This window comes from Novispirillum itersonii (assembly GCF_014205675.1).
Classification (GTDB): Bacteria; Pseudomonadota; Alphaproteobacteria; order Rhodospirillales; family Rhodospirillaceae; genus Novispirillum; species Novispirillum itersonii_A.
Map to the genome: position 1 here is coordinate 147,599 of NZ_JACIIX010000005.1, position 20,615 is coordinate 168,213.

The following is a 20,615-nucleotide window of genomic DNA, read 5'->3' on the forward strand; positions in this document are numbered from 1 at the left end:
GGATGCCGTTGTCGGGGCTATCCCCCTTCATCTCAGGAAGACCCCAAAGACGAAAAACGGGGCAGACCAGCGTCTGCCCCGTGTCATCTTTCTGTTCCCGAAAGGCCTGACGGCCTGCCCTCAGCGGAGATTCCCCCCTCCGGCCACCTCTGGCCCGGCATCCCCGAAGACCACAGCCTTCTGATCCGCCGTCAGGCCAGACGTCAGGCTTCTGAAGCCTTTCAGGCGGGCGCGGGCCAGATCAAGCATGGCCTCGCTATCCCGGCAGGTTACCGATGAACCGGTACTGACAGGGGCATAGACGGCATTGCTCATGATCAGACCTCCCGCACGCAATAAGGTGCATAGCGTTTGCGTCCCTCAACAAACCGGAAACCGAGGGCCTCGTATTTTGACCGTATCCCTGGCAAAGGACGCACTAAACGGAGTTGCTTGCTGCCAATGGCCATAGCATGTGCCATGGCTGTGTCAAGGACGATGGAAAGTATACGCGTCTTCAGCGGATTATCCGGCTCAGGCGATCTTTCCATAAAATAAATACTCAACACATGATTCGCACGCGACGGCTTGCCAACCGCAAACCCACACAAAACCCTGACTTCATCATACGGGGAAGTAGAGCGCCGTACAACGGCCCAGACCGCAACTTCAAACCGTTTCTTGAAACGCCGGTATACCCTGTGGATATGGCCCCAGTCCCATCCTCCGGGGTTTCCGGGACGGTACTGCATCAGACGGATCTCTTCCCAGCAGGACAGGGCCTCTTCCGTAATGCCGGTCAATTCAATGGCGATACAGCCGGGGGGACAAGACCGGTTGATCTCGGCCTCGGTAACGTCATGGATCAACCGCCGCAAGGCAGCATACCTTGCCCTCTCAACGGCGGTAACACCCCGGTTTTTCATCCCGACACAATACCATTTATAAGAATTAACCACATCACAACTCTACCCTATCGACATCTCCTTACACAACCACCCCCAGCCCCGGATCGTAGGCCGCCGCGTCCAGCACGCGGAAGCGGCCATGCAGGGTTTCCAGCCGCCCGGCCCGCGCCAGTGCGGCGATTTCCGAGGCATAGAGGGTGACGGTATAGGCCTGCGCCTGCCGCAGCAGGCGTTTCGGCGGGGTTTCCGTCTGCCGCAGGGTGTCCAGCAGGGCCACCCCGGCAGGATCGAAGGGCACCAGCACCGGCAGGGCGCCGCCGTCCTCGATCATCCGGAAGCGCTCCGCCATCGTTTCAAAGGCGATCACCGGGCGGCTTTTGCAGGCATCGGCCACGCCCTTCATCACCTCCGGCTGATCGAGAACGCTGGTGTTGTAATAGGCCCGGAAATAGGCCGCCATCGCCGCCGGGCTGAACGGATCGTCGGCGTGGTCCGCCAGTACGGCGCGGGTGGCGGACAGGCGGCGCTGTTCCTCCGGCCTCTGTCTGTGGTCCGGATCCGGGGTGAACAGGAACATCTGCCCGCTGGCGCGCCGCAGTTCACGGTTACAGCGCCCGGCGGCCTGCGCCAGACTGTCCAGACCGGCCAGCGCCCGCCACACCACCGGCAGGTCGATATCCACCCCGCATTCGATGACCGGGGTGGCGACAATCCGGCACGGCAGCCCAGCGGCCAGCCGCTGCCGGGCCGCTGCCAGCACCATCCGGCGATGCTGCGGACACATCCGCGCCGACAGGTGGAACACGCTGTCGCGCTCCGCCTCCGGCAGGGTTTCGCGCAGCAGCCCGGCCAGCGTGGCGGCATGGGCGCGGCGGTTGACGATACAGGCCGCCTGCGGCACCGCCGTCAGCTCCGCCACCAGCGCCGCATCGGTCAGTGCCCCCCGGTCCTGCACCGTTACCCGGATCAGGCGGCGGTGCAGCCGGTGCGGATCGGCGATGATCGGGCGGATGCTGCCCGGCGGCAGCCCGGCCCGCACCCAGTCTGACGCTTCCAGCTCCGGCTGGGTGGCGGTGCAGAACACCACGGTGCAGCGCCAGTGCTGCACCAGCACCCGCAGGGCTTCCAGACACGGGCGCAGCAGCGACGCGGGCAGCATCTGCGCCTCGTCCAGCACGATCACCGACCCGATGATGTTGTGCAGCTTGCGGCAGGTTTCCGGGCGGGTGGCGAACAGGCTTTCGAAGAACTGCACACTGGTGGTCACCACCACCGGCGCATCCCAGTTGTCCTCGGCCAGACGCGGCTTGTCGCTGTCCTCATCCTCCGCCGAGCCATCGGTTTTCGGGGCCTGATGGTCGCGGAAGCCGGAATGGTGTTCCAGCACCGCCTCCGGCCCGAAGATCCCGGCGTAGACCGCCGCGTTCTGCTCGATGATGCTGGTATAGGGGATGACGCTGATCACCCGGCGCAGGCCGTGGCAGGCGGCGTGATCCAGCGCAAAGGCCATCGACGCCAGCGTCTTGCCGCCGCCGGTCGGCACCTGAAGGCTGAAAAACCCCGGGGCCAGCGGGGCAGCGGCGCGGGCCCCGGCCAGAATATCGGCCCGCACCCCGGCCAGTGGAGAGGCGGTTTCCTCCGCCCGCTGGCGCAGGGCCTCCAGCGCGGTCTGCAGGCGCTGCGGCAGATCCGGGGTCAGGATCCGCTCCGCCCCGCGCCGGGCGGAACGGTCCGGGGAGCAGAACCGTTCCGTCTCCAGCCGGTCGGCATCAACCAGCCAGGAAAACAGCATCCGGGTCAGCATCGCCCGCCCCATACCGGTGGCCAGCGCCCCCGGCAGCGGATCGGGGGACAGCGGTAACAGCGGGCCGTCCGGCGGCAGGGCCACCGCCGCCGCATCAAAGGCGGCACGACCGGCCCAGCCTGCCTTGCGGGCGGCCAGCGCTCCCCCGTCAGGCAGGCCGCTGTGGTGCCCGGCGATGCCATAGGACAGCAGCCGCCCGATCAGCCCGTACCCGTCCGCCAGCACCGCCCCGGCGGTGGCATGGTCCACCTTCGGGCCGCCGCGCAGGCGCTTCTGAAAGCCCGCGCTGGCCTTGCCCGCATCATGCAGCCACCCGGCCAGCCACGCCCATCCGGCCAGAGCTGTCTGACCGTCGGCCACAGCATCCAGCGCCGCCGCCCAGCCGCCCGCCCGCTCCGCCGTCTGCCGCAGATGGTCGGTCAACCGTTCCCATGTCTGTTCCGGGCCATCGGTGGAATGGGCGAAATAGTCCGTCATCAGAAAGCCTTGCGCGACTGCCGGGAAAACAACCGAAAGTTAGGATAGCGTTCCGGATCCGCCGCCTTCAACCCCAGTTGATGTGTGACGGTCGTCTCATGTAAGGGCTGCATCAGTCCTGCTATACAGGCTGAACACCTGTTCAGACCGGAAAGCCGCCATGCCCGCACCCTCCGCCACCCCCAGCATTGAAGATGTGATCGACGCCCGTCTGTCGGATCACCGGGCCATCCTGCTGCGGGCGCACCGGGATCCGCGCTTCCGGTCCGCCCTGCTGGCCAACCCCGCCCGCGCCCTTCAGGACGCTTTCGGCATCACCCTGCCCCCCGGCCTGACGCTGGACGTGGTGCAGGAAACCGCCTCCCGCTCCGTTCTGGTTCTGCCGCTGGAAGTGGCGCAGCCGCCGGGCGAACTCTCCGACCATGATCTGGAGTCGGTCGCCGCCGGAAACGGATCGGCGTCCCGGGGGCCGTCGGACTCCGCCCTCACCCCCGTCAAAAGACTGAGCTGACCGCTCTCCCCCCAGCCAAGGACCATGACCACCATGACCAAGCCGTCCCCCTCCCCGCAGCAGTCGCAGCCGCAGTCGCAGGACGAACTCTCTGACCGCGATCTGGAAGCCGTCTCCGCCGGAACCGCCTCCTCCCCCCAAGGGCCTTCGGACGTCGGCCTCACTCCCGCCAAAAGAAGAAACTGACCGTTTTTTGGCGGATCCTGACAACCGTCACACCCAGACCCCGCTGTTCCTGTCAGGATCCCCTCCCGACCCTCCCACCAAGGACCCTGCCCATCATGACCCAGAAGCCCACCTCCCCGCAGCAGCCGCAGCCGCAGGACGAACTGTCCGACCGCGATCTGGAAGCCGTCTCCGCCGGCAGCCGCCCCAACTGCTCCACCCCGCTGAATACCAAGAATGCCAACACAGCGGATAACTTCAGCCGCAACGGCTGATTGTCTGTTTAGCCCCTCAATCGCCGGGCGCGGGCGTCCGCCCGCTTGGCTCACGCGCGAATGGTCGCGCGGGGCCTCAATGGCCCAGTCGCTGCGCTCCGCTTTGTTTTTTTGGTCCCTCAATTGCCGGGCGCGGGCGTCCGCCCGCTTGGCTTACGCGCGAATGGTCGCGCGGGCCCTCAATGGGCCAGTCGCTGCGCTCCGCTTTGTTTTTTGGTCCCTCAATCGCCGGGCGCGGGCGTCCGCCCGCTTGGCTTACGTGCCCACGCGGGCACGGGGCCTCAATGGCCCAGTCGCTGCGCTCCGCTTTGTTTTTTTGGTCCCTCAATTGCCGGGCGCGGGCGTCCGCGCCCTCAGGATTCCTCCGGCGGCGGACAGGGCAGCCGGATCTCAACGGTCAGGCCCGGCGGTCCGCTGTCGGCAAGGGTGGCGTCGCCGCCATGGGCACGGGCAATCGCCCGCACAATCGACAGGCCAAGGCCGGATCCGCCGAGACGGCGCCCGCGTGACTCCTCCGCCCGCCAGAACCGCTCAAAAGCCCGGGCCCGGTTTTCCGCCGACAGGCCGGGGCCGCTGTCGGCGCAGCGGATCACGCTGAAGCAGCCGTCCGCCGTCCCCTCCACCCCGGTTTCCAGCCGCACCCGGCTGCCGGGGGCATAGCGGCGGCAGTTATCCAGCACCGCCACCACCATCTGCCGCAGCCGCGCCCGGTCGGCCAGCACCGGGGCCGGGGAAAACTGCGTGTCGATGCCAAGCCCGGCAGCGGTCAGGTCATCGGCCATGGTCGCCAGCGCCGCCGCCGTTTCCGCCCCCAGATCCAGCGGCCCCCGGTGCAGGTCCAGCTTTCCGGCGTTGCCCAGCGCCAGCGTGCGCAGTTCCTCGACTATCGCCGACAGGTCATCAACATGGGCGATCAGCCGCCCGTACAGCTCCGGGCTGGGGGCGAACACCCCGTCTGACAGCCCCTGAAGGCGGCCGCGCAGAATGGTCAGCGGCGTCCGCAGTTCGTGGGCAATGGCGGAATTGGAATAGGCCAGCTCCCCTTCCGCCCGCTGCAACCGTTCCGCCATGTGGTTGAAGTCGGCAACCAGCTCCCGCGCTTCGCCAAAGCCGCGCCCGGACAGATTTGCCCGGGCCGAGAAGTCGCCCTGCGCCACCCGGCGCGCCGCTTCCGCCACCGACTTCAGCGGATCGGCGATGCGGCGGGCCAGCCGCCAGCCGATGCCGGAGGCGGTGAGAATCCCGGTGCCCAGCAGCAGGCCCAGCATCACCGCATCGCCAAGCTGCCAGACCTCCACATCGGCGGCATCGGGATACAGCCAGTCGTAGAGGAAGAAGAAATAGGCCAGCAGGCCGAAGTACACCACGGCAAAGGCCAGCAGCGTCAGCCCGACCATCGCCCGCACGATGTGGGAATTCAGGTCACCGATCATGGCCGCCCCTCCAACCGGCTCTCCAACCGGCTCTCCAGCCGGTACCCGACGCCGCGCACCCCGGCCAGCAGACCGTCCGCCCCGGCGGCGGCCAGCTTGCGCCGCAGGTTGCTGATGTGGCTGTCCACCGTGCGGTCCAGCGCCTCGCCCTCCGGCAGGCAGGCATCAACCAGTTCCGACCGTTCAAAGGCCCGGCCCGGAGCGGCGGCCATATGCGCCAGCAGGCGGAATTCGGTCGGGGTCAGGTCCAGCACCACCGTTCCGGCGGGGCCTTCCACCGCCGCCCGGTGCGCCTGCGGGTCCACCTGCAACGGCCCGGCCCGCAGCACCTGTCCGTCCGTCCGCCCCAGTGTCCGCCGCAGCACCGCCTTGGCGCGGGCCACCACCTCCAGCGGGTTGAACGGTTTGACCACATAGTCATCGGCACCGATCCGCAGGGCCTGAAGCTTGTCCAGATCCTCGGCCAGCGCGGTGACCATGATCACCGGGGTGTCGCCGCGCCGCCGCAGCGCCGCCAGCACGTCGTAGCCATCCTGCCCCGGCAGCTTGATATCCAGCAGCACCAGATCAGGCCGCAGCCGCTGGTGATGGGCCAGCCCGGTGGCACCATCCCCGGCGGAGACCACCCGGAAGCCTTCCCGGCTGAGGTAGCGTTCAAGGATCTCGGCAATTTCCGGTTCATCCTCGATAATCAGGATCAGCGCATTCTGCACGGAAGACCTCACTTCTTTCCCGGACCGGTCCGGCCAAGGCGGCTGACCGTGGCATACAGGACCGGCACAAAAAACACCGCCAGCACCGTGGCGCTGACCATACCACCAAAGACCCCGGTGCCGATGGCGTTCTGAATCTCAGAGGCCGCGCCCCGTGCGGTCATCAGCGGCACCACCCCCAGAATGAACGCCAGCGAGGTCATCAGGATCGGCCGCAGCCGCAGCCGCGCCGCCGTCAGGATCGCCCGGTTCAGCCGGGTGCCCTGCCCGTGCAGGTGGCGGGCATATTCAATCATCAGGATGGCGTTTTTCGCCGACAGCCCGATGATGGTGATCAGCCCGACCTTGAAGAACACATCATTCTCCAGCCCCCCGGCCAGCACCGCGGCCACCGCCCCCAGCACCCCCAGCGGCACCGTCAGCAGCACCGCCAGCGGGATCGACCAGCTTTCATACAGCGCCGCCAGCACCAGAAACACCACCAGCGCCGACGCCGCCAGCAGCAGCGGGGCCTGTCCGGCCGCCTGCTGTTCCTGAAGGGACTGCCCGGTCCATTCCACGCCAAACCCCGGCGGCAGCGCCGCCGCCAGACGCTCCATCTCCGCCATCGCCGCCCCGCTGGAGACCCCCGGGGCCGCTGATCCGGTCAGGCGCAGCGCCGGATAGGCGTTGTAGCGCACCTTCTGAAGACTGACCGGCTCCCACTCCGGGGTCACCAGTTCCGCCAGCGGCACCATGCCGCCGTCAAGGTTGCGCACCTCCAGCCGCAGGATATCCTGCACCTGCATGCGGGCCGGGGCATCGGCCTGTACGATCACCTGCGCCAGACGCCCGCCGGCCGGGAAGTCGTTGACATACACCGATCCGACCGCCGCCGAGATCACCTCGCTGATCACCGAAAACGGCACGCCCAGCGCCTGCGCCTTCTGGCGGTCGATGTGCAGGGTCACGCCGGACCCGTCCGGCAAGCCTTCCTGCATCACCCCGGTCAGCAGCGGGCTGGCCGCCGCCGCCGCGATCAGGCGGTCTCCGGCGGCGGTCAGGGCCTGCGCCCCGTGCCCGGCCCGGTCCTCCAGCCGCAGCGAAAACCCGGAAGTGGTGCCCAGCCCTTCAATCGCCGGGGGTTTCAGCATCATCGCCGTCCCTTCCGGGCTGCCCGCCATGGCGGCGGTGGCGGCGGCGATTTCCGCCTCCACCGGGCCGCTGCGGCGGTCCCAGTCGGTCAGGGTGACAAAGCCCTGTGCCGCGTTCTGGCCGGAGCCGGAAAAGCCGAAGCCGAAAATCACCGTGCTTTCGACAATATCGGGGCGGGTGGCGGCGTGGGCCTCGTAGCGTTCGACCAACGCCCGGGTCCGCTCCGCCGTCGCCCCGGCGGGGAGTTCAAACGCCGCCATGAACGAGCCCTGATCCTCCTCCGGCACAAAGGCGGTCGGCAGGCGCAGATATCCAAAGGCCAGCCCCCCCAGCAGCAGGGCATACAGCCCCAGCATCCGCCCGCCCCGCCGCAGCACCCAGCCGACCCAGCCGGTGTAGCCTGCGGTCAGGGCGGCAAAGCCCCGGTTGAAGCCACCGAAAAAGCCATGCCGGGCATGGTCCGTCACCGGTTTCAGCAGGGTGGCGCACAGGGCCGGGGTCAGGGTCAGGGCCAGAAAGGCCGACAGCAGGATCGACACCGCCATCGACAGGGTGAACTGGCGGTAAATCGCCCCGACCGATCCCCCGGCCAGCCCCATCGGAATGAACACCGCCGCCAGCACCAACGTGATGCCGATCACCGCCCCGGTGATTTCGCGCATCGCCTGCCGGGTGGCCTCCTTCGGTGGCAGCCCCTGCGTGACCATAATGCGTTCCACGTTCTCCACCACCACGATGGCATCATCAACCAGAATGCCGATCGCCAGCACCATGCCGAACATGGTCAGCACGTTGATGGAAAACCCGGCGGCCAGCATCACCGCAAAGGTGCCCAGCAGCGCCACCGGGGCAACAATGGCCGGAATCAGCGTGTAGCGCACCTTTTGCAGGAACAGCAGCATCACCAGAAACACCAGCCCCATCGCCTCGGCCAGGGTCTGCACCACCTTCAGGATCGACACTTTGACGTAGGGCGCGGTGTTATAGGACACCATCACCTCCATATCCTCCGGCATCGCCGCCCGCAATTGCTCCAGCCGGTCGGCGATGCCGTCCGCCGTGCGCACCGCATTGGCCCCCGGGGCCATCTGCACCGCCGCCGCCGCCGCCGGGCGGCCATTGCTGCGGACCGAGAACGCCATGGTCTGCGCCCCCAGTTCCACCCGCGCCACATCCGACAGCAGCAGCCGCGATCCGTCCGGCTGGGCCCGCAGCGGAATGGCGGCAAACTCTTCCGGGGTGCTCAGCTGGCCGCGCACGGTCAGCGGGGCGGACATCCGCGTGCCCGGCACCGTCGGCTCATCCCCCAGCCAGCCGGGGGACACCTGCGCGTTTTCCCGCTGGATGGCGGTGATCACCTCGGCCATGCTCAGGCTGTGGGAGGCCAGCTTTGCCGGATCAACCCACACCCGCATCGCCTGCTCCGCCCCGAAGGACTGCACCCGGCCAACGCCGGGCACCCGCCGCAGGTCCTCGGCCAGACGGCGGTTCAGGTAATCGCCCAGCGTCAGCGCATCGGTGGCGCCGCTGCGCGATTTGACGGTAATCACCATCAGGAAGCCGGATTCCGCCGCCTCGACCGTCACGCCGTTGCGGCGCACCGCTTCCGGGAGGCGCGGTTCGGCGCTTTTCAGGCGGTTCTGCACGTCCACCTGCGCCAGCTCCGGGTCGGTGCCGGGCCGGAAAGTGACCATCACCGTCGCCGCCCCGGAGGAGTCCACGGTGGACTCGGTGTAGAGGATGTTGCGGACCCCGGACAGTTCCTTCTCGATCGGGCTGACCACACTGTCCTGCACCGTCCGGGCGCTGGCCCCGGTGTAGGTGGCAAAAATGCTGATGCTGGGCGGCGCGATTTCGGGGAAGCGCGCCACCGGCAACTGCGGCAGGGCCACCAGCCCGGCAAGGGCGATGAAAATGGCGATCACCCAGGCAAAAACCGGGCGGTCGATAAAAAACTGCGGCATGGCGTCAGGGCTTTCGGGGAGAGATCAGGTCACGGCGTGCGGGACAGGGGGGTGTGAGACTGGGGCGTGTGGAAAGACGGGGCATCGTCGGCCTCAAGGACGGAGGCCTGCACCGCCACCCCGCCGGGGATGCCGTCGGGAACCCGGTCCTGCCCCTGCACGACCACCCGGTCCCCGGCGCGGAGGCCGGAGCGCACCACCACGCGCCGCCCGACGGTTTCGCCCAGCTGAACCTCCTGCCGGATGGCCCGGCCATCCGCCGTCACCGTCACCAGCTGCGTATGGCCGCTGCCGGTGCGGATCACCGCATCCTCCGGCACCAGCAGGGCGGCAGGCAGCACCACCGTCGGCACCCGGGCCCGCACATACTGCCCCGGCAGCAGGGTCAGGCCGGGGTTATCAACCACCACCCGCACCAGCAGGGTGCCGGTGCCGGGGTCTACGGTCAGGTCGGAAAAGGCCAGATGCCCCGGAGAAGGATGCGGCTGGCGGTCCGGGCGGATGATCTCCACCGCCCCGGCCCCGGCGGCCCCGGCGGCCCGCAGCGCCGCCAGACTGGCGGACGGCAGGCGCAGATCGACATAGACGCGGTCCAGCTCCTGCACCACTGCCAGCGCCCGGTCAGAGGTCGGGGTGGCAAGGCCGCCTTCCTCCACCAGCCCGCTGGCGACATATCCGGCAACCGGGGCCCGCACGGTGGCAAAGGCCAGATCCAGCTGACGGCGGCTGACCCCGGCCTGCGCCTCGGCCAGCGTCGCCCGGGCCACCGCCAGATCGTTGCGGGCGGCATCGTGGCGTTCGCGGCTGATGGCATTGCCCGCCAGCAGGCCATCGGCCCGCTCCATCGCCCGGCGGGCGTGGGCCTCGGCGGCGCGGGCACGCTCCAGCACCGCCTCGGCGGTGGCGAGGTCAGCCTTCAGCGGGGCCGGATCAATCTGGAACAGCACCTGCCCGGCCTCCACCCGCATCCCTTCCCGCACCGGGCGGTGCAGCAGGATGCCGCCGACCTGCGGGCGGATCTCCACCCGGCGGGAGGCCGCCACCCGGCCCGGCAGGGTCTCGGACAGGGTCACCGCCTGCGGCTGAAGGGTCAGGACGCTGACCGTCACCGGGGCCTCGGCGGCGGCGGGGGCCTCATCGGGGGCCGGGGTGGCATTGGCGATCCAGCGCAGCAGAAACACCACCGCCATCAGGCAGGCGCAGAACAGGAACAGGGTACGGAAACGGGAGGAAGACATCGTCGGCATCCAAAGACCGGGACAATTCCGCCCTGATCCCACAGGCCTGTCGATCTTCCGCGCAGAGAGTATGGAGATTTGATGGAGGCGGCGACGCAGGCGGACGCGCTGTCTTTAGGGCCAGAAGCCGGTAGACCAGAAGCCGGCAAGAAATGCGTGCAACCTGCCGGAGAATGCCTATACAGATTTCATCTCTTTTTCTTCCGGTCAGGGGCTGGCACGGCCACCCCCGGCCACCCCACAGGTGAACCATGACGAACGACGAGCTGAAGGCGTGGCGGAAGGCCATGAAGATGACCCAGAAGCAGGCTGCCGAAGCGTTGGGGGTCAGCTGCCCGACCTACCAGCAGTATGAAAGCGGCCGTCGCTTTGGCACCCATGCCCCGCAGGCCGTGCCGCATGCCGTGGCGCTGGCCTGTCTGGCCCTGTCCGGGCCGGGCGGAACGGCGGCAAGGGGCACAGGGAGCAGCCCCGCCGACGCCGGAGACACCGCAGCCGGAGGCCCCGGCCGTGTCGCAGACCGACAGGCGGTGCTTGGGGACAATGCGATTGCTGCGGCACGTCAGGCCACCGCCGACGCCGATGCCATTCTTGCCGCAGCCCGGCTGACGGCAGAGGAGGCCGCAGGCATTCTGGCGACCACCCCGCATGAAATCCGGCGCGCCGTGACCCAGCCCCGCCACAACGATCCCGGCCTTGCCCTGCTGCTGCGGATCTGGCGGCGGCTGTGCGTCGACGATCAGGAAATCCTGTTACGCGGAGAGCATCTTCAGGACCGGGCAGAGTAAGCCCCGCCCTTACGCCGTCATCGCCCGGACCGCCCCGGCCAGCAGGGTCAGCCCCAGCAGGCCGAAGACGGCGGCATAGATCCCGTCAAACACCGGGCTGAACCGGCCATAGGCGCGGCGCACCGCCGGGCGGGAAAACAGGATGGCATAAGCCCCGTAGATCAGCAGCGCCGAGGTGAACCCCAGCGGCGCAAAGCCGATCACCTGCACCGGGGTCAGCCCGGCATTCAGCATATAGGCGGCGATGGAGGCCCATACCATCGCCGACTTCGGGTTGGTCATATTGACCAGCAGCCCATAGCGCCACGCCTGAACAGCGGTGCGCTGAAGGGTTTCCGCCGCCGGGGCCGCCTGCCCGGCCCGGCGCAGCAGGGCCAGAACCATTCCGCGCAGGGTGCGGGCCGCCATCCACAGCAGATAGGCCCCGCCCAGCAGCGACAGTCCGGTCAGCAGGCGCGGCCACAGGGCCAGCAGCGCCCCCAGCCCGCAGGCCGCCGCCGTCACCCACAGCGCGGTGGCACAGGCCACCCCCAGCGACACGAAACGCGCCGCCCGGCTGCCCTGCCCCAGCGCGGTGGCGGTGACGGCCAGAAAATTGGGTCCGGGGGCAGCCTGCCCGGCTGCCAGCCCGAGCAGGGTGGTCAGGTAAATGCTGAACAGGCCGGTGGTCAGGTCTGGGACGGTCACGTCGGGATCTTCTTCACAAACACGCTGTAATCATTGGCCGTCGGAGTGACCCCGGCCTGATACATCATATCCGACACAAAGCCCCGGTGATATGTGCCGTGATTGACGATGTGCAGCAGAATATCCTGCCGGGTCATCCGCCCGTCACCGCCGCCGACAAAGGTGAAGGCCACCTCTTCCGCCGCGTCCGGCTCCGTCCAGCCTTCAACCGTGCGGACATACCAGTCATCCATCTGCTGCACCCGGCCCCACAGACCGGCGATATCCGGCGGGGTGTCGGTGTTGCGGGCGGTGTAACCATGCGGCTGCCCCAGCAGGTGATGGCGGAAAATGTCGTCCACCACCCAGATGTGGTTGAGGGTATGGACGATGGAGCCAAACCGGGTCTGGCGCTGGCGGGTAATCTCCTCCGGCGGCAGGGCCAGCACATCGGCGAAGGTGACGGTGTTGGCCCACTGTTTATAGGCCGCCAGCCGCCGCAGGGTGGAGAGGATGGCAGAGGGGGCAACAGAGGTCATGACCGGGAGTCCTGATCTGATATGGAAACGCCCCATCCTGCCCGCCCCCGTCACCGGAACGCCAGAGACGGTTGTCTTTTTTCCGGCCCCATCCGTACTGCCCGGCAGAGCAGGACAGTTGTCACCGCTCCAGCCCGGTCTGAACTGAAAACAGACAGGGCCGGGGCTGACAGCGCCCCGGCCCACAGTCTCCACCGTACCGGAGCAGAATCACAGAACCTCCAGTTCCTCCACCCGCTCCCCGCTGAGATCAACCCGCAGCAGGGTCTTGGTGCCATCGGGATCCTCGCGGATCACCAGTTCCGGCTCGGAACAGCGGGCGGCGCTGTAATAAATCGGATATCCCGCCCGCAGCAGGGGCCGGGGTTCCGCCACCGGCGTGGTGTCCAGCTCTTCCTCAATCGGGAAGACGCCGTCGTCGCCGTTTTCATCATCCCAATGCTCAAACAGATCGGTCATGGTTGCCCCCATCCGCGCGTAAGCCGTTTTCCGGTTGCAGAACACCCATCACGCCGGAAAAACCGGACCAGAAAAACCGGCCAAGAAAACCGGCATCTCACTGGGGTCTGTCACTGCTGCGGATGATCGCCCCCCGGCGAAAGCCCCCCCGCAACCCCTACACTCCACCACCCTCAGGGGTGGAAAGTCAAGACGGGCTCTTCCACTAAAACAAAAGGCTGATTGGAATTCCTCCAAAGATCCTCCGGAAGGTTTAGGGCGGCTGTCAGGCCGGTCATTCGATGGCAAACCAAAAGGGTAAAAGGCGTCAACGCCGGGCGCTGACGCCTGTGCGCTTAAGCCCCGGAAAACTCAACGGTGATCCGCCGGTTCAGCTTGCCCTTCTTTTCCATCTTCACCACCCGCACCGGGCCGATTTCGCCGGTGGCCTGCACATGGGTGCCGCCGCAGGGCTGAAAATCCACCGACTCCCCGATGCGAATCACCCGCACTCCCTCCGGCGTCACCGGCGGCTTGACCGACATGGTGCGCACGATGTCGGGGTTGGCCTGAAGCTCCTCAGCGCTGATCCACGATGCCGTCACCGGGTGGTTGGCGGCAATCAGGGCATTCAGCTTTGCCGTCAGGTCGTCCTTGTCCGGCGCGGTGTCCAGATCAAAGTCCAGCCGGGCCTTCTCCGCCGAGACACTGCCGCCGGTCACCGGGGCATCAATCAGCGAACACAGCAGATGCAGGCAGGTGTGCAGGCGCATGTGCCGGTGGCGGCGGTCCCAGTCGATGCGGCAGGTCACCGCCGTTCCGACCGGTGGCAGGGACGCACCCGCCTCCGGCACATGCATCCAGTCGCCGCTGGCACGGTCCTTCAGCACCGTGGTGATCGCCACGCTGCCGCCGTCCCACTCCAGCGTGCCGCTATCCCCCGGCTGGCCGCCGCCTTCGACGTAAAACACCGTGCGGTCCAGCACCACGCCGGTCAGGGCCCCGGCGGGCCCATCCAGCGTCACCTGCGCCTGCACGGTGGCGGTACAATCCTGTGCGTAGGGCGTTTCACGGAACACGGCTTCAGTCACGGTCATTCTTCTGTTCCTCCCACGGGTGTCGATAGCGGGCCGCCCGCAGCCGACCCGGCCCGGACAACCATTTTAGCGTGAAAAATGAGAGCTTTCGCAGCTTTTCCCATCAGTCCGGGCAGCGTACCTTACCTCTGCGGCAGGGATGTTTCCCCCTCTGCCCGGCCTGACCACGGAGACCCCGGTGCCCCTCTCCCCCTTCCTTCGCCCCGACGCCCCGGCGCTGGACCCCGCCACCCTGATGGACATTATCGCCCTACAGGGGGACATCGCCCGGCTGGGGCCGGAACTGGGATCGGTGATGGCGCTGGTCACCGACCGCATGCTCGCCCTGACCGGGGCCACCGGCGCGGTGATCGAGCTGGCCGAGGGCGAGGAGATGGTCTACCGCGCCGCCTCCGGCATGGCGCAGGAGCAACTGGGCCTGCGGCTGGCCGCCGGAAACAGTCTGTCCGGCCTCAGCGTGCGCAGCAACAGCATCCTGCGCTGCGATGATTCCGAGACCGACACCCGCGCCAACCGCGAGGCCTGCCGCGCCGTCGGTCTGCGGTCGATGGTGGTCTGCCCGCTGACCCATGGCACCACCGGCACGACCCCAGCACCCGGCGGGGTGCCCAGTGGAGTGCCCGATGGCGTCATCGGGGTGCTGAAGCTGATTTCCCCCACCGTTTCCGCCTTCGACGGACGCACCGAATACATCCTGCGGCTGGTGTCAGACATGATCGCGGCGGCGATGTTCCATGCCGCCCGCTTTGAGACCAGCCAGCTATACCACATGGCCACCCACGATGCCCTGACCGGCCTGCCCAACCGCGCCCTGTTCCACGACCGGCTGCGGCAGGGGCTGGAGCAGGCCCGCCGCACCTCTGCCGCGCTGGGGGTGCTGATCCTTGACATGGACGGCCTGAAGACCATCAACGACACCCTCGGCCATGCCGCCGGGGATGCTGCCCTGCGCGAGGCCGCCAGCCGCATCCGCGACGCCGTCACCGCCTTTGCCGTGGCGGCGGGCAGCACAGGGCCAACCGTGGCCCGGCTGGGCGGCGACGAGTTCGGCATCCTGTCCGCCCCGCTGGAGGACCCCGCCGTTCTGTCCGCCAAGGCCGAACGGGTCGCCGACGCGCTGGACGCCCCGTTCCACTTTGACTCGGCGACGCTGCCGCTGGGGTGCAGCATCGGGCAGGCGGTGTTCCCCAAGGACGCCGATATTCCCGACGCCCTGATCCACACCACCGACCAGCGGATGTATCAGCACAAGCGCAGCCGCAAGGGCGATAAACGCTGACGCCCCGCTGCCGGAACCGCTGCCGGAACAGCCCTTAGATCACCGGCATCCAGTCACTGTAGCAGCGGAAGCCATCAATGCTCTGCCCCTGCAACACCTGATGGAACAGGCTGCTGTCGGCATTGCCGCCGGACAGGATCAGGCCGACCTTCTTGCCACGGAACTGATCGGCATGGCGCAGCAGCGCCGCCAGCGGCACCGCCCCCGCGCCTTCCGCCACGTTGTGGGTATCGGTGAAGTAATGGCGCATGGCGGCGGCGATTTCGTCATCGCTGACGCTCAGCACCCCGGCGGAACGCTGCACCAGTGCGCTGACCACCTGCGGCACCGGGCTGCGGCAGGCCACCCCGTCGGCGATGGTGTCGGCGCGGTCGGAACAGACCACCCGCTTTTCCTGCCACGACAGGCCATAGGCCGGGGCACCGTCCGCCACCACACCATAGACCTGCGCCTTGACGCCCAGCGCATCCCGCGCCGCCAGCACGCCGCAGACGCCGGAGCCCATGCCGACCGGCACCAGCACCGCATCCAGATCCGGTGCCGCCTCGAACAGTTCCAGCCCGTAGGTCGCCACCCCGGCCACCAGCCAAGGGTGGAACGACGGGATCTTGTGCAGGCCGCTGTCGCGCGCCATGCGGTCAGCAATTTCCGAGCTTTCCTGCACGTCGCGGCCTTCGACCACCAGCTCCGCCCCCAGTGCCCGCATCAGGGCGTTCTTTTCCGGGCTGTTGCAGGTCGGCACCACGATCACGCAGCGCAGACCCAGCGCCTGTGCCGCCCGGGCCACCGACTGGCCGTGGTTGCCCCGGGTGGCGGTGATGACGCCGGGCAGATCCGGCTGTTCCGCCAGCAGGCGGGTCAGGTAGACAATGCCGCCGCGCACCTTGAAGGCCCCGGTCGGGTTATGGTTCTCGTGCTTGACCAGCACCTCGCAGCCGGTGCGGTCATTCAGCAGCGGCCACGACAGCAGCGGCGACGGCTGCACATGCGGGCGCACCAGCTTCAGGGCGGCGGCGATGTCGGTCCAGCTCGGCAGGCCGTGCGGCGGCAGGCTTTCTGCGGACAGGGTCTGCATCGCCACCGACGACGGAACGGGGGAAGCGGTGTGGAAGGAAGTCATCACACGGTCACCTTACCTTCAAGATACAGGACGGCATCACCGGCAACCTCGGTACGGTCACCGTCAACGCGGCAATACAGGGTACCGCCACGCGGCGACACCTGACGGGCGACCAGATCGGCCTTGCCCAGACGTTTGGACCAGAACGGGGTCAGCACCCGCTGGATGGATCCGGTGACCGGATCTTCCGGGATGCCGCGTTCCGGCAGGAAATAGCGGCAGACGTAATCGCCGGTGCCGGTCAGCGGGTCCGGCCCTTCGGCGGTGACGCAGACCGCCTTGGTGCCCAGACTGCCGATCCGGTCCAGCTGCGGGGTCAGGTCCCGCACCCGGGCCGGGCTGTCCAGCACCACCAGCAGGTCACCTTCGCTCATCCGCTGCACTTCCAGCGCCCGCGCCCCCAGCACGCGGTCAATGCCTTCCGGCACCGTGCGCACCAGCCGGGTGAACGACGGGAAACTCATCACGCTGCGGCCGTCCGCCCCCCGGCGCACGGTGACGTCGCCGACCTCGCGGGTGTGGAAGGTGATGGTCTGCGCCGCCGGATCCAGACGGTTGAAAATCACCCACGCCGAAGCCAGCGTGGCATGGCCGCACAGCGGCACCTCCACCGCCGGGGTAAACCAGCGGATGTCATAGCCACCATCGGCGGACGGCACGAAGAAGGCGGTTTCCGACTGAGCGTTTTCGGCAGCCACCGCCTGCATCACCGCCTCCTCCGGCCACGCCGCCAGCGGCATCACCGCCGCGGCATTGCCGCTGAGACGGGTCTGGGTGAAGGCATCGACAATATACAGCGGCTGATCGGTCAGAACGGGGGTGGTCATGGCAAAAACTCCGGAACAGAACGGACGGACGACATCCGCCGTCTGAGGGACCTAAAAAACAGGCACCGAACAGGTGCCAACCAGAAACGGCACCGCGTATCCGGCAATTTCGATGCGCTCGCCCAGATCGCGGCAGTACAGGGTTCCGCCACGCTTCGACAGCTGCCGCGACACCAGCACATCTTTCCCCAGCCGTTCCCGCCAGAACGGCACCAAAAAGGTGTGCATCGACCCGGTCACCGGGTCTTCCGGCACGCCCCGCCCCGGCTGGAAATTGCGGCAGACAAAATCACAGCCCCATGGGCCTTCGACCCCGCCGGGGGCCGCCGCCGTCACCATCATGCCGTTGCTGAACACGCCGTTGCGGCCCAGCGTGGTGATGCGGTCGATCTTCGGCGCGAAGTCCCGCACCGCCTCCGGCCCGTCCAGCACCAGCAGGAAATCGGCCGCCCGCACCGCCCACACACTCTGCGGAACCACTCCGGCCACCGCCTCCAGCTCCGGGAAGGTCTGCGACGGGTGGAAATCGGTCACCGGAAAATCCATCACCAGCCGCGCCGGATCAGCGGCATCCCGCCGCACGGTCAGGTCGCCCATGGTGCGGGTGCGGAAGGTGATGCTGTCCGCCGCCGGATCAAGGTGATTGAAGATCACCCACGCCGACCCCAGCGTGGCATGGCCACACAGCGGCACTTCCATCGCCGGGGAAAACCAGCGGATTTCATAATGCCCGCCGTTGCGGACGAAAAACGCGGTCTCCGACACGCTGTTCTCGGCGGCGATGCGCTGCATCAGCGCCTCCGGCAGCCAGCGGTCCAGCGGCATCACCGCCGCCGGGTTGCCCGACAGCACATCACTGGCAAACGCATCAACCTGATACAACGGAAACCCGGACATTGTCTTACCTTATTCTCTGTTTAGCCCCTCAGGCGGCGGGCGGGGGCGTCCGCCCCCTTGCCTCACGTGCCCACGCGGGCACGGGGCCTCAATGGCCCAGTCGGTCTGCTGCGCAGCCCTCCATTTGTCTGCCCCTCAATCGCCGGGCGCGGGCCTCCGCCCCCTTGCCTCACGTGCCCACGCGGGCACGGGGCCTCAATGGCCCAGTCGGTCTGCTGCGCAGCCCTCCATTTGTCTGTCCCTCAATCGCCGGGCGCGGGCCTCCGCCCGCTTGGCTTACGCGCGAATGGTCGCGCGGGCGCTCAATGCGCCAGTCGGGCCGTTGGCCCTCCGTTATCTGCCCCTCAATCGCCGGGCGCAGGCCTTCACCTCATTGTCCTACACCATCCTCCGCAAACAAGGTAAGACATTTCTTCATTCCTTTAGGCAATGCTTAATTGCCTTACCTGACAGAGCCTACGTCTTGCAAATTGTCATGGTCAACGTTAACATTGTACGCATGACAATATGGATGCCCGACCTGTCCGCCGCCGCCGGTCCGCACAGTGATCGCCCGCTGGCCACCTATAAGGCGATTGCCGACGCCATCGGCACCGCCGTGGCTGATGGCACCCTGAAGCCGGGCGACCGTCTGCCGACCCACCGCGATCTGGCGTGGCACCTGAAAGTCACCGTCACCACCGTCACCCGCGCCTATCAGGAAGCCCGCCGCCGTGGCCTGATTGATGGCGAGGTCGGGCGCGGCACCTTCGTCCGCGATCCCGAAGACACCATGGCCGCCGCCCCCAACAGCCTGCCCGCCGCCAGCGCCCGCCCGGTGATGGACACCCCGGAGGACGGCGGCCCGGTCAACCTGAGCATCAACTGCCCGCCGCTGACCCTGCAACGGGAGGCACTGGCCCACACGCTGGCCGATATCAGCCGCAGCAACATGATGCAGCAGCTGCTGTCTTACCAATACGAGACCGGCATGCGCGAACACCGCGAGGCCGCCGCCGACTGGCTGGGGCGGGTCGGCATCCACGCCACCCCGCACACCGCCCTGCTGACCTGCGGGGCGCAGCATGCCAATTCCATCGCCTTCACCACGCTGGCCCGCCCCGGCGAGGTGATCCTGACCGAACCCACCACTTACCCCGGCACCAAATCCATGGCCGCCCAGCACGGTGTGCGGCTGGAGCCGGTGGCGGTGGACGAGCACGGCCTGCGCCCCGATGCGCTGGACGAAGCGATCCGCCATCACGCCCCGCGCGCCCTTTACACCATGCCGCTGCTGCACAATCCGCTGGCCTATGTCACGCCGGAACACCGCCTGCGCGATCTTGCCGCCGTGCTGGCCCGCCACAGCCTGCCGGTGATCGAGGATGACGTTTACGGCCTGCTGGTGCCGGACCGTCCGCCGCCGCTGAAATGCCTGCTGCCGGACCTGACCATCTACGTCACCGGCACCTCGAAAAGCATGGCCCCGGGCCTGCGGGTCGGCATCATGGCGGTGCCGGAAATGCTGTTCAGCCGCATGGCCGCCGGGGTGCGGGCCAGCTGCTGGATGGTGCCGCCGGTGATGGGCGAGGTGATGCGCCGCTGGGTGCAGGACGGGGTGGCCGACGCCATCACCGCCGAACTGCGCCGCGATGTGCAGGAACGCCGGGCCGAGGTCGATGCCCTGTTCGCCGAGGCCACCGCCTTTGCCCCGCATCTGGAAAGCCCGCAGGGCCACCCTTACAGCTATCACCTGTGGCTGCCGCTTCCCGCGCCGTGGCGGGCGGAAAGCTTTGTCGCCACCGCCCAGCGCATGGGGGTACTGGTGCTGCCGGGCGAAAGCTTCGCCGTCGGCCGCCACCGCCCGCCCCCGGCAATCCGGCTGTGTACCGGCACCGTCGGCGGCCTGACACGCCTGCGCGAAGGCATCCGCCTGCTGGCCCGCGCCGTCACCAGCCAGCCGGAAGACCTGATGGCGATGGTGTAAGCAACCGCCCCTGCTGGCTCCTCGCCTGAACCCAGAACTTTTCCATCGGGCACCCGCCCGAACCCAGAGCTTTTTATCGGGCTATCGCCCGAACCCAGAGCTTTTTATCGGGCTATCGCCCGAACCCATCTGGGGAGGATCTCCCCAGACCCCTTTTCTTTTCTTCTGAAAAGAAGACGGAGAGGTTGGAACAGATGCGCCCCCCGGCATGTGGGGGCGAGGCACTAAACGGATAAGGACAGAGAATGGAAGCGCGGTTTACCGCGCTGACTGGCCCATTGAGGCCCCGTGCCCGCGTGGGCACGTGAGGCAAGGGCGCGGATGCGCCCGCCCGCCGTCTGAGGGACAGATAACGGAGGGCCGAAGGCCCGACTGGGCCATTGAGGCCCCGTGCCCA

At 67.8% G+C, this 20,615-nt stretch carries 20 protein-coding genes; 6 read left to right on the forward strand and 14 right to left on the reverse strand.

Annotation, left to right across the window (positions count from 1 at the left end; all coding sequences use genetic code 11):
* Positions 1-120 precede the first annotated feature (120 nt).
* The 3 genes from FHS48_RS08630 to cas3 are packed head-to-tail and all read right to left on the reverse strand — an operon-like array spanning position 121 to position 3,168.
* The gene (locus tag FHS48_RS08630; RefSeq protein ID WP_184263157.1) at positions 121-315 is read right to left on the reverse strand and encodes a hypothetical protein; all 195 of its coding nucleotides are present in this window, start codon (positions 313-315) and stop codon (positions 121-123) included.
* Positions 316-317: 2 nt separating this feature from the next.
* Positions 318-938, reverse strand: coding sequence for a hypothetical protein (locus FHS48_RS08635; protein WP_184263158.1), 621 nt, complete (start codon positions 936-938; stop codon positions 318-320).
* A gap of 28 nt (positions 939-966) precedes the next feature.
* The gene (gene cas3 / locus FHS48_RS08640; protein ID WP_184263159.1) at positions 967-3,168 is read right to left on the reverse strand and encodes a CRISPR-associated helicase Cas3'; all 2,202 of its coding nucleotides are present in this window, start codon (positions 3,166-3,168) and stop codon (positions 967-969) included.
* A 160-nt stretch (positions 3,169-3,328) separates the two neighbouring features.
* On the opposite strand from cas3, the gene FHS48_RS08645 reads away from it, so the two are divergent.
* From FHS48_RS08645 to FHS48_RS08655, 3 genes are all read left to right on the forward strand, one after another.
* Positions 3,329-3,679 (forward strand): NHLP leader peptide family RiPP precursor, encoded by a 351-nt coding sequence (locus FHS48_RS08645; protein WP_184263160.1) that lies wholly within the window; start codon positions 3,329-3,331, stop codon positions 3,677-3,679.
* A 33-nt stretch (positions 3,680-3,712) separates the two neighbouring features.
* The gene (locus FHS48_RS08650; RefSeq protein WP_184263161.1) at positions 3,713-3,865 is read left to right on the forward strand and encodes a hypothetical protein; all 153 of its coding nucleotides are present in this window, start codon (positions 3,713-3,715) and stop codon (positions 3,863-3,865) included.
* 95 nt (positions 3,866-3,960) lie between these two features.
* Positions 3,961-4,119, forward strand: a complete 159-nt coding sequence (locus FHS48_RS08655; protein WP_184263162.1) for a hypothetical protein — start codon at positions 3,961-3,963, stop codon at positions 4,117-4,119.
* Positions 4,120-4,472: 353 nt separating this feature from the next.
* Here the strand turns inward: FHS48_RS08655 and FHS48_RS08660 are convergent, their stop codons facing one another.
* The 4 genes from FHS48_RS08660 to FHS48_RS08675 are packed head-to-tail and all read right to left on the reverse strand — an operon-like array spanning position 4,473 to position 10,601.
* Positions 4,473-5,552 carry a sensor histidine kinase gene (locus FHS48_RS08660; protein ID WP_184263163.1) on the reverse strand — a complete coding sequence of 360 codons (1,080 nt, stop codon included), beginning with the start codon at positions 5,550-5,552 and terminating at the stop codon, positions 4,473-4,475.
* Entirely contained in the window at positions 5,549-6,265 is a 717-nt protein-coding gene (locus FHS48_RS08665; protein ID WP_184263164.1) for a response regulator, read from the reverse strand. Before FHS48_RS08665 ends, FHS48_RS08660 begins: the two co-directional genes overlap by 4 nt.
* Before the next feature lie 8 nt (positions 6,266-6,273).
* Positions 6,274-9,363 (reverse strand): multidrug efflux RND transporter permease subunit, encoded by a 3,090-nt coding sequence (locus tag FHS48_RS08670; protein ID WP_184263165.1) that lies wholly within the window; start codon positions 9,361-9,363, stop codon positions 6,274-6,276.
* A 29-nt stretch (positions 9,364-9,392) separates the two neighbouring features.
* Positions 9,393-10,601 carry an efflux RND transporter periplasmic adaptor subunit gene (locus tag FHS48_RS08675; protein WP_221443431.1) on the reverse strand — a complete coding sequence of 403 codons (1,209 nt, stop codon included), beginning with the start codon at positions 10,599-10,601 and terminating at the stop codon, positions 9,393-9,395.
* Positions 10,602-10,852: 251 nt separating this feature from the next.
* Between FHS48_RS08675 and FHS48_RS08680 the strand changes: the two genes are divergently transcribed.
* Complete coding sequence (locus tag FHS48_RS08680) at positions 10,853-11,389, forward strand: helix-turn-helix domain-containing protein (RefSeq protein ID WP_184263166.1); 537 nt, start codon at positions 10,853-10,855, stop codon at positions 11,387-11,389.
* Between the two features lie 9 nt (positions 11,390-11,398).
* Here the strand turns inward: FHS48_RS08680 and FHS48_RS08685 are convergent, their stop codons facing one another.
* From FHS48_RS08685 to FHS48_RS08700, 4 genes are all read right to left on the reverse strand, one after another.
* Positions 11,399-12,076: a LysE family transporter gene (locus tag FHS48_RS08685; protein WP_184263167.1), complete on the reverse strand. Its 678-nt coding sequence runs from the start codon at positions 12,074-12,076 to the stop codon at positions 11,399-11,401.
* Positions 12,073-12,594, reverse strand: coding sequence for a DinB family protein (locus FHS48_RS08690; protein WP_184263168.1), 522 nt, complete (start codon positions 12,592-12,594; stop codon positions 12,073-12,075). Before FHS48_RS08690 ends, FHS48_RS08685 begins: the two co-directional genes overlap by 4 nt.
* A gap of 210 nt (positions 12,595-12,804) precedes the next feature.
* Positions 12,805-13,053: a hypothetical protein gene (locus FHS48_RS08695; RefSeq protein ID WP_184263169.1), complete on the reverse strand. Its 249-nt coding sequence runs from the start codon at positions 13,051-13,053 to the stop codon at positions 12,805-12,807.
* A 335-nt stretch (positions 13,054-13,388) separates the two neighbouring features.
* Positions 13,389-14,129, reverse strand: coding sequence for an alanyl-tRNA editing protein (locus tag FHS48_RS08700; protein WP_184263170.1), 741 nt, complete (start codon positions 14,127-14,129; stop codon positions 13,389-13,391).
* Positions 14,130-14,307: 178 nt separating this feature from the next.
* Between FHS48_RS08700 and FHS48_RS08705 the strand changes: the two genes are divergently transcribed.
* Positions 14,308-15,408, forward strand: coding sequence for a sensor domain-containing diguanylate cyclase (locus FHS48_RS08705; RefSeq protein ID WP_311769111.1), 1,101 nt, complete (start codon positions 14,308-14,310; stop codon positions 15,406-15,408).
* A 34-nt stretch (positions 15,409-15,442) separates the two neighbouring features.
* On the opposite strand, the gene FHS48_RS08710 is transcribed toward FHS48_RS08705, so the two are convergent.
* The 3 genes from FHS48_RS08710 to FHS48_RS08720 are packed head-to-tail and all read right to left on the reverse strand — an operon-like array spanning position 15,443 to position 18,252.
* A complete protein-coding gene (locus FHS48_RS08710; protein WP_184263172.1) occupies positions 15,443-16,528 on the reverse strand; it encodes a threonine dehydratase in 1,086 nt (361 codons plus the stop codon).
* Positions 16,528-17,355: a PhzF family phenazine biosynthesis protein gene (locus FHS48_RS08715; protein ID WP_184263173.1), complete on the reverse strand. Its 828-nt coding sequence runs from the start codon at positions 17,353-17,355 to the stop codon at positions 16,528-16,530. Before FHS48_RS08715 ends, FHS48_RS08710 begins: the two co-directional genes overlap by 1 nt.
* Before the next feature lie 51 nt (positions 17,356-17,406).
* Entirely contained in the window at positions 17,407-18,252 is an 846-nt protein-coding gene (locus FHS48_RS08720; RefSeq protein WP_184263174.1) for a PhzF family phenazine biosynthesis protein, read from the reverse strand.
* A gap of 511 nt (positions 18,253-18,763) precedes the next feature.
* On the opposite strand from FHS48_RS08720, the gene FHS48_RS08725 reads away from it, so the two are divergent.
* On the forward strand, positions 18,764-20,218 hold the full coding sequence (locus tag FHS48_RS08725; RefSeq protein ID WP_184263175.1) for an aminotransferase-like domain-containing protein: 1,455 nt from the start codon (positions 18,764-18,766) through the stop codon (positions 20,216-20,218).
* Positions 20,219-20,615 lie beyond the last annotated feature (397 nt).

Excerpts from the sequence above, each read along its gene's own strand:
- FHS48_RS08630 (WP_184263157.1), bottom strand. The coding sequence starts at position 315 with ATGAGCAATGCCGTCTATGCCCCTGTCAGTACCGGTTCATCGGTAACC.
- cas3 (WP_184263159.1), bottom strand. The coding sequence starts at position 3,168 with ATGACGGACTATTTCGCCCATTCCACCGATGGCCCGGAACAGACATGG.
- FHS48_RS08645 (WP_184263160.1), top strand. The coding sequence starts at position 3,329 with ATGCCCGCACCCTCCGCCACCCCCAGCATTGAAGATGTGATCGACGCC.
- FHS48_RS08650 (WP_184263161.1), top strand. The coding sequence starts at position 3,713 with ATGACCAAGCCGTCCCCCTCCCCGCAGCAGTCGCAGCCGCAGTCGCAG.
- FHS48_RS08655 (WP_184263162.1), top strand. The coding sequence starts at position 3,961 with ATGACCCAGAAGCCCACCTCCCCGCAGCAGCCGCAGCCGCAGGACGAA.
- FHS48_RS08660 (WP_184263163.1), bottom strand. The coding sequence starts at position 5,552 with ATGATCGGTGACCTGAATTCCCACATCGTGCGGGCGATGGTCGGGCTG.
- FHS48_RS08670 (WP_184263165.1), bottom strand. The coding sequence starts at position 9,363 with ATGCCGCAGTTTTTTATCGACCGCCCGGTTTTTGCCTGGGTGATCGCC.
- FHS48_RS08675 (WP_221443431.1), bottom strand. The coding sequence starts at position 10,601 with ATGTCTTCCTCCCGTTTCCGTACCCTGTTCCTGTTCTGCGCCTGCCTG.
- FHS48_RS08680 (WP_184263166.1), top strand. The coding sequence starts at position 10,853 with ATGACGAACGACGAGCTGAAGGCGTGGCGGAAGGCCATGAAGATGACC.
- FHS48_RS08690 (WP_184263168.1), bottom strand. The coding sequence starts at position 12,594 with ATGACCTCTGTTGCCCCCTCTGCCATCCTCTCCACCCTGCGGCGGCTG.
- FHS48_RS08695 (WP_184263169.1), bottom strand. The coding sequence starts at position 13,053 with ATGACCGATCTGTTTGAGCATTGGGATGATGAAAACGGCGACGACGGC.
- FHS48_RS08700 (WP_184263170.1), bottom strand. The coding sequence starts at position 14,129 with ATGACCGTGACTGAAGCCGTGTTCCGTGAAACGCCCTACGCACAGGAT.
- FHS48_RS08710 (WP_184263172.1), bottom strand. The coding sequence starts at position 16,528 with ATGACTTCCTTCCACACCGCTTCCCCCGTTCCGTCGTCGGTGGCGATG.
- FHS48_RS08715 (WP_184263173.1), bottom strand. The coding sequence starts at position 17,355 with ATGACCACCCCCGTTCTGACCGATCAGCCGCTGTATATTGTCGATGCC.
- FHS48_RS08720 (WP_184263174.1), bottom strand. The coding sequence starts at position 18,252 with ATGTCCGGGTTTCCGTTGTATCAGGTTGATGCGTTTGCCAGTGATGTG.
- FHS48_RS08725 (WP_184263175.1), top strand. The coding sequence starts at position 18,764 with ATGCCCGACCTGTCCGCCGCCGCCGGTCCGCACAGTGATCGCCCGCTG.